The sequence below is a fragment of the Paenibacillus sp. NPDC058177 genome, from assembly GCF_042883835.1.
Taxonomy (GTDB): Bacteria; Bacillota; Bacilli; order Paenibacillales; family Paenibacillaceae; genus Paenibacillus_AQ; species Paenibacillus_AQ agri.
In genome coordinates this window covers 1-7,326 of sequence record NZ_JBHVVB010000016.1, presented here as the reverse complement: position 1 = coordinate 7,326, position 7,326 = coordinate 1, and the positions used below count along the sequence as shown (strand labels likewise).

Genomic DNA, 7,326 nt, shown 5'->3' with positions numbered 1-7,326 from the left:
ATATAGCCTTTTAATAGTTTTTTCTGTATTCGATTTTGCTCATTTATAACTATACTAGTATTTTTCTGAATGTGAATCAGGGTGAAGTCTGATGCTTCTTGGCGGCCCGCAAATTAAGAGAGATCCATCGGGTATGCATTCTGATATTTATAGCGGAATCGACTGAACTGGCTGCCGAGGGGCTACAAATATGATGCATTCCGGTGGGTTGTAAGGAGCCGTCTGGGCCTGGATGTGAATGAGGCAATTTGCAGTCTTGTAGGCCATCATCAGTCATAGCTTGCGGAGAAGGATTTGCTCCATTTCAAAATACTGGATGAACACGATTATGACTATATTCATGTCAGAGAACAGGACATCATTCAATTCGTCAAAATAAACCGGAGAGTTGTTCTGGTCACTGTGCAGGGAAACTATGAATTGCTGCATTATACGCTCATGCATTATAAAGAACTGATGAACAGCAGCAATTTTGTGGTGGTATCAAACTTACTTGATTAATCTGTACCATGTCAAAGCAATTAAAGGGGATTTCTTTCAGTTGTCCAATTCCGATACCATCTGTCTCGTACCGAAAGAACATGTGAAGAAGCTTTTGTGCAAAAAAAGCATTTTCGTGCAAAAAAAGTTTTACTTCACAGCTTAATTTAAAGATAATATAGCCATTAAAACCCATTAAATGGAATATATCTGCATTAAATAATGTGATTAAATTCACGATATGTGAAAGGAGGTGAGAACAATGGAGAATATTTTTGTCGGAGAAGAGCAAGAAACTGCTGCATGTTGGGGATGCGCAGTTTGTGCCGCTTGCTTATGGTGTGCTTCGTGCCTTGCCTGTGTCATTCCAATTGTAGGTCAAGCTGCCACCGCTGCTGTAGCTGTTGAAGTTGGAGCACCAGCCACAGCATCCGCGGTTGCAATAGGGGTATCGTCCTAATTAATTTTTCACACTGCCAGCTCCTGTGTTTCCGCCTGATTCCATTCTACATATCGAATACTAACGCTCATTGGGCAGAGACGCAGGAGTTTCCAGGTATCTGTAAACCTTCACAGAAAGCGGTGTTCAAATGAAAGGTGTTCATTTCGTAAGCAAGCAAGGAACGGAATATTATTATGACGATCTCACAGGTCAAATCTTCCCGTCTGAGCAGGTCGATTGTTCCTTGCTCGGTGACCAGTTTCAGAGCTTGGCTTCGGACAGGGCCAACATGGGGCTGTACATAAACAGAGATGCTGACCAACAGGATATTGAAGATTATTTATGCAAAGAAGCTAATGGCTTCAAGCAGTTGCTTTTGGAAGTAACGTCTTTTTGCAACTTGCGCTGCAAGTATTGTATTTATTCTGATCACTATCAATTTACGAAGAGTTATGAAAACAAGCATATGACATTCGCCGTTGCCAAACAAGCGGTAGACTACTATTTCTCTAACTTTAAAGAGATTCATCGCCGAAACCCAACGCGTAGTCCTGTTATTGGATTCTATGGGGGCGAACCTTTATTAAACCTGCGTCTAATCAAAGAAATTGTGGAATACATTAAACTAACATACGGAGAATATGAAGGCATTCAATATAATATTACGACTAATGGTATCCAATTTACAGAGGAAAGTCAAAATTTTCTTACGAAGCATGACTTCTCCATTATTGTTAGTCTGGACGGTTACAAAGAAAATCATGACCGTAACCGGTTGAAGGCTGACGGAACGGGAAGCTTCGATGAAATTATGAAGAACCTGCAGACGTTCAGGACCAATCATAAAGGGTATAACAAATTTGCCATAAGCTCTTGTTATGACTTCAAAACGGATATGTTTCAGCTCATGGAATTTTTCGACGGCGAAGACTTGTTTTTAGCTAGGTTGGCTTCGGTTGATGCGAACAATACTACCTATTATGAGCAATTTGCACATGACGATGTACAAACATTCTTCGAAAATCTTACTTCCATGAAAGAGTTGTTTTTGAACCTCACGGCAAGGAACCAAATCAAAAAGGACTCGTTCTTATATTCCCTTGTCGGGCTGAATTATTCGGAATTGGCCTTCCATCCTATGATGAATGAAAAGCGCCCCCATATGCTCCCTGTCACGGCCTCTTGCATTCCCGGAGAGAAGATTTATGTAACCATTGACGGGAATTTTCATATGTGCGAGAAAATAAATACCCATTATGCCATTGGCAATATTGAAGATGGTATTGATTATGGCAAAATTGCTGAAATCATCAACAACTTCAAAAACAAGGTGTGCGGCAACTGCACCGAATGTAATGTAACAAGGTTCTGTAATATCTGTTTTCAGCAATGCGCGACAGATCATGAATTTGAGAAGAAAGATTCCATGTGTGACAACATCGAAACTCATGTGAAATCGATGTTAATTGATTTTATCAATGTACTTGAGACCAATCCTACATTATTCGAGGAAATTACAATCGATTACTATAAAACTATTTATGAAAAGGTAGGGGTTGTTCTTGAGTAATTCATATTTCCGACTGTATTCCGAATGTTTTTTAGTGACGGGTAAGAAGAGGTCTGTATTGTGCCATCTTTTGAAGGAAGAGATGGTATGGCTCAATGAATTGAATACCAGGAAGATGGAGGATGCGGAAGCCAATCAGCCCGTTGATCCCCATGAACCTTTATTTGAAAAGCTGGCGGAAATGGATTTCGGCTTCTTTTCCAATCGTAAAATCTATATTGATAAAATGAGGCCGATAAACAGCTTTAGTCAAAAAAAGCTATGGCAGGATGCTCCGCGCATTCATATGGCCGTGCTTCATGTAACGAATCAATGTAACTTGGATTGTTCATTTTGCAAAGACTCTTTTTGCCCTGTGTGTAAACAATTCGAGCATAACGGTGAAGAGACCTTAACTTATGAACATTGGAGGAATATCCTTACTGATCTGGCATTTTTCGGGACAACAACGGTGTTGTTTACTGGCGGAGAGGTCATGCAATACCCCTATATTTATGAGTTGATCGATTTATCGCAGCAACTGGGGCTAGCAACAAATCTCCATACCAACGGCATGATTCCGCCTAAAAGCATTCATTCTAAACTGGGCGTTCAGATCTCTGTAACCCATAAGCCAAATCTTAAAACCATTATCCATAATTACTACAAGGTTAAAAATCAGGTCACCTTATTAGTCGAAGATCAGCTATACAATGAAGTTAAACAGATTGCTGGCCCGGAATGGAAGATGATGAAGACAACGATTCATAAGCCGCTTATTGTCAAAGAGCGTTTGGTGAAACCGAATATGAACAGCTTCTATTCCAGAAAGCTTTCGGATGCATGCCTCAATGGTAAAATTGCTATTTCACATGTAGGCGATGTATATCCATGCCTGGGAAGCCAAACGCCTGTGCTGAATTTGAGGAGAGACTCTTTATCCCAGGCTATTAAAATACTCGTTAGCGACTATTGGAAGCAGAATGTAGATGCACGGGATCATCAACTTAAGTGCCAGGGATGCGAGTTCAGGTATTCCTGCAATGCCTGCAGATTTCTAAATACGGAAGAGAACTGCACGTACAGTTTGGAGGAAGCTACATGGTTATAAAAGTAAGCAACGTCAGTAAAAAGCTGGGCCAGCATATGGTTCTTGATGATGTTAGTCTTCAGATCGGCAAAGGGCAAATCTTCGCATTGGTTGGTCCCAATGGTGCCGGCAAAACAACGCTTGTCCGGTTAATCATGAACTTATATGAGGCGATGAGCGGAGACATTTCGATCAACGGGATCTATGTGACGGACCGCCGTTTTGACCAGGAAAAAAAAAAGATCGGCTTTCTTTTCGATAATATCGGCTTATTCAAGGACTTGACGGCCTGGGAGAACATTGAATTCTTTGACCGGATTTATAACCCCAAGGCCAAGAAGGCAGATCGTCATCGCCGGATCGGGCAGGTGTTGCAGGATTTTGATCTATACGACAAAAGATACAGTTCAACCACCACATTTTCCCGGGGAATGAGGCAGCGGCTTGTTCTCGCTCGGGCGGTGGTTAACAATCCCGAAATTATCCTTTTAGATGAACCATCACGGGGGCTCGATTTGGAGGGGCAGATTACGCTCCGGAACTTCTTGTTGAACTGTAAGAAGAACGGTGTAACAGTCCTAATCAATTCGCATGATTTAAATGAGCTTGAGAAAGTGTGCACGCATATCGCATTTATTAAGAAGGGCAAAATCATTCGGTCCGGAACGTACGACGAAATTCGTGAAGCTTATACGCAAAACAACTATTTAATTGGAGGCAAAGAGGTTATCAATGATTTACATCAAATACAGCCGGAAATCGGGATCAGCTGGATCATTAAAAATGAACGCGAAGCCGTAATCACAGTGGGCCATTCCGACATTGATATTCTGGAGTGGTTAAGCAGCCATCATGTGAAGTATGAGCAATTCAGAAAAGCCAATGATGGTTTAGAGGAATTGTATCAAGAAATTATTAACGAAGATGTTATTCATGTATGAATGATTTAAGGGTAGTATATTGGCGGGAATTCAGACGGCAACGGCACTTATACAGATCCATAGCCATGCAGCTTATCTTTACCGTATTGGTGTTGGCTTGGAAATTTGAAGACCTTACAGTCTTCTCTTTCTTTATTTATACCACTTTCTTGTTTTCCGTCCTTTCGCAAAATGACATCTACTTCTACGACTTAATACCGTCTATCGAAACGATATTAGCCACTCCGCTTAATGTCGTTCAAGTTCTCCGGGCAAAAGGCAGATTCGTCTTTATGAAATCAGTCATTCTCGTAATGGCCATCCTTCCGGTGTATCTGGTTATGTCCTACAACAACGGCGTAATTCCCAAAAAACTGATGTGGAAGGAAGCACTGCTCCTGGTATTGCTTCTGGTGCTCCAATATTCGTTGAGTAAGCTTATAGGCGTATTGGCATGGGCATTCGGGAAGAAAACCAGAATCGGTATTATTATTGGTCAGGGACTGATTTTAAACGGATTCATGGCAATCCGTATATGGGACTTCACCAGATCTGCGGCCATTATATCGCTCTCCATAGTTATAATCTACGCAATATCAACGGTGTTCCTTAAACGGGTCAGTAAAGAGAAACTAATAATGAGGTGTTTATAATCTTATGAATGCTCTATTATGGAAGTCATTTCAGACGCTGAAGCAACAGAAAATACGAGGGATCGTGTTCTTGCTGCTTCCTGTAGGATACTTGTTTGTACTGAAACAGTCTGGTTTGAGCGAAGAAATGATTCTGGTACTCTTTCCGGCAACATTTACGTTATTCAGCAGTGTTATTCATTTTTCGATGGAAAATGTGATCAGCAGTGAATCGATCCTGGCGACACCTATCACAATCCGAAAGGTCTGGCTGTGGAATCTCATTTTCATTATAGCTACCGGTTATCTTTACTCCATCCTGTTGTTAACGGTAATGAATTTGATAGGTTTCATGAGCATCCCGTTAAGCGTAGAAGGCATGACGCAGTTTGCTGCTTATCTCACGCTTTGTTTTGCTTTTCTCGGTGCTTCAAATTGTCATTATGCGGACTACAGCTATACCAAACAGTTGATTGCCTCGGTATTTGCCATAATCAATCTTGCCGGTCCCTTTCTGTTATTGCTAATGGGTTCAAAGGCAGAAGCTTATCTGGATCATACCTGGATGATTATAACCATCGCTTTTTTCATTTTTGGATTCTCCTTTATAATCATGTTACATTCCAGCAAAGAGAAGTTGCTTATGAACACACAGAAATTAGTAACGGTATACAACAATACGAATATCATAGAAGAGTAGAGGAGATGAGAGGAAGATGCTGATCTTCTCTTCGTCGTTCTGTATTAGCAAAAAAATAGTGAGACAGTATTTGAAGCTCTATGAAGAAAACGAGCTGGAATTAATCCAGGACGAACGATATACCCAGAAAAAGAGGGATCTGTTAGGCCGCTTCATGATTTCCCCGGCACACCTTTTCGCTTTCATTGAAGAGACCAAGGGGCTGCCGTATACCTGTTTCCGGTTTGGTAAGGGTTATCCGATGAAGAGAAAAAGGGCCCTCGATGTTAACTATGATATAAAATTCAACGAATTTATCTACATTAAGATTCCTTTTTTTAATAATGGCGTTTCCGGGAAGATCAAGGATATTCTGCAATGTCACAGCAACTATAGATGCTTGATTCTTGATTTGCGTAATCATACAGGAGGCATACTGGAGGAATGCGTTAAAACATCCAGACTGCTACTCCCTTCTTGCGAAATCGTAGAATTACGTTATCCGGGAAAAAAGGAAATGTACCTGTCCGACGAAAGCCGATTCTCTTTTCAACGGATCTTTATTTGGGTCAATGGAAATACGGTTAGCTGCGGGGAAATATTGGCATTGACGCTGAGGAAGCATCTGGAGGAAGCAACGGTGATAGGCAACAATACGGCAGGTAAAAATATTGGACAAAGAACCTTTGATTACAAAAGAAAAAAATGGCTGTTTAGTATTTCAGCTTTTTCCTGGACAGTGGAAGGTGGCAATACAAATGAGCTTCGGGCGTATTTAAAGAAGGATAACCCGGCGGAATTGTCATTCTCATCGGAAGATGACTATTACCGGCGTATCGCTGACCTTGTTCATGCAGAGGCCCCGGTCGGGGAACGGGCATAGATTAATAGAAGAAGGTGAGTCAATATGGACTACTCGCTATGGTTGCCGATTATTATTGCATTAGTGGTTTCCTTTGGTTTCTTTGGTGGAGCCAACAAAAAGAAGAAGTGAATCTCTTAAGAGGGTTCCTCTTAACCACTACGTCCAGGGATCAGCAGCAAGAATATGCTTTTGTAATAAGATCAGATATATCAGAAGCTAAATAAACATTCATGACACCTCGTTCGCAAACCTAGTATGAAAATAGCGTGAGTTTAGTGAATGTGCCTACTTCCTATACTGTTAATACATGACGCAAAACACGTTCTTTTTTATGGTGGTATAACCCCGGAAAATAAACTGCCCAGGATGAGTTCTGTGCACAAACCTATGCTGGCTCTGAATGCTCATTCAGAGAACCGCGAACAGAGAAATGCTTAAGCTCGAATTCATCCGCCGTCATGCAATTCGGTTTTGGAGGACATATAAGAATGGAAGTGTTACTCGAACGTTGTGCAGGAATGGATGTTCACCAAGAGACGATCGTCGTTTGTGTGATGTCGACGGAGACTATCGTTGAGGTCCACAGTGAGATTCGGACGTTTGGAACGATGACTAAACATCTATAAATGAGCAAAATTGAATACAGAAAATACCATTAAAAGACTATAC

General features: G+C 41.2%; 8 protein-coding genes. All 8 read left to right on the top strand.

The genetic code is table 11. The features are described from left to right. Positions 1-294 precede the first annotated feature (294 nt). Complete coding sequence (locus ACFVU8_RS29880; protein ID WP_387432173.1) at positions 295-501, top strand: hypothetical protein; 207 nt, start codon at positions 295-297, stop codon at positions 499-501. A gap of 569 nt (positions 502-1,070) precedes the next feature. Beyond that, the gene (locus ACFVU8_RS29875) at positions 1,071-2,492 is read left to right on the top strand and encodes a radical SAM protein (RefSeq protein WP_387432170.1); all 1,422 of its coding nucleotides are present in this window, start codon (positions 1,071-1,073) and stop codon (positions 2,490-2,492) included. Between the two features lie 115 nt (positions 2,493-2,607). Continuing rightward, positions 2,608-3,582 (top strand): radical SAM/SPASM domain-containing protein, encoded by a 975-nt coding sequence (locus ACFVU8_RS29870; RefSeq protein ID WP_387432169.1) that lies wholly within the window; start codon positions 2,608-2,610, stop codon positions 3,580-3,582. Then, complete coding sequence (locus ACFVU8_RS29865; RefSeq protein WP_175369686.1) at positions 3,573-4,502, top strand: ABC transporter ATP-binding protein; 930 nt, start codon at positions 3,573-3,575, stop codon at positions 4,500-4,502. Before ACFVU8_RS29870 ends, ACFVU8_RS29865 begins: the two co-directional genes overlap by 10 nt. Before the next feature lie 272 nt (positions 4,503-4,774). Next, the gene (locus ACFVU8_RS29860; protein ID WP_175369687.1) at positions 4,775-5,134 is read left to right on the top strand and encodes a hypothetical protein; all 360 of its coding nucleotides are present in this window, start codon (positions 4,775-4,777) and stop codon (positions 5,132-5,134) included. A 4-nt stretch (positions 5,135-5,138) separates the two neighbouring features. Then, on the top strand, positions 5,139-5,813 hold the full coding sequence (locus tag ACFVU8_RS29855; protein ID WP_175369688.1) for a hypothetical protein: 675 nt from the start codon (positions 5,139-5,141) through the stop codon (positions 5,811-5,813). A 16-nt stretch (positions 5,814-5,829) separates the two neighbouring features. Beyond that, positions 5,830-6,675: a S41 family peptidase gene (locus ACFVU8_RS29850; protein WP_387432168.1), complete on the top strand. Its 846-nt coding sequence runs from the start codon at positions 5,830-5,832 to the stop codon at positions 6,673-6,675. A 470-nt stretch (positions 6,676-7,145) separates the two neighbouring features. After that, complete coding sequence (locus tag ACFVU8_RS29845) at positions 7,146-7,283, top strand: hypothetical protein (RefSeq protein WP_175369690.1); 138 nt, start codon at positions 7,146-7,148, stop codon at positions 7,281-7,283. The last annotated feature ends 43 nt before the right edge of the window (positions 7,284-7,326 follow it).

What these genes read in the sequence shown, in the direction of transcription:
- ACFVU8_RS29870 (WP_387432169.1), top strand. Translation starts at nt 2,608, where the DNA reads ATGGAGGATGCGGAAGCCAATCAGCCCGTTGATCCCCATGAACCTTTA.
- ACFVU8_RS29860 (WP_175369687.1), top strand. Translation starts at nt 4,775, where the DNA reads ATGAAATCAGTCATTCTCGTAATGGCCATCCTTCCGGTGTATCTGGTT.
- ACFVU8_RS29845 (WP_175369690.1), top strand. Translation starts at nt 7,146, where the DNA reads ATGGAAGTGTTACTCGAACGTTGTGCAGGAATGGATGTTCACCAAGAG.
- ACFVU8_RS29850 (WP_387432168.1), top strand. Translation starts at nt 5,830, where the DNA reads ATGCTGATCTTCTCTTCGTCGTTCTGTATTAGCAAAAAAATAGTGAGA.
- ACFVU8_RS29865 (WP_175369686.1), top strand. Translation starts at nt 3,573, where the DNA reads ATGGTTATAAAAGTAAGCAACGTCAGTAAAAAGCTGGGCCAGCATATG.
- ACFVU8_RS29875 (WP_387432170.1), top strand. Translation starts at nt 1,071, where the DNA reads ATGAAAGGTGTTCATTTCGTAAGCAAGCAAGGAACGGAATATTATTAT.
- ACFVU8_RS29855 (WP_175369688.1), top strand. Translation starts at nt 5,139, where the DNA reads ATGAATGCTCTATTATGGAAGTCATTTCAGACGCTGAAGCAACAGAAA.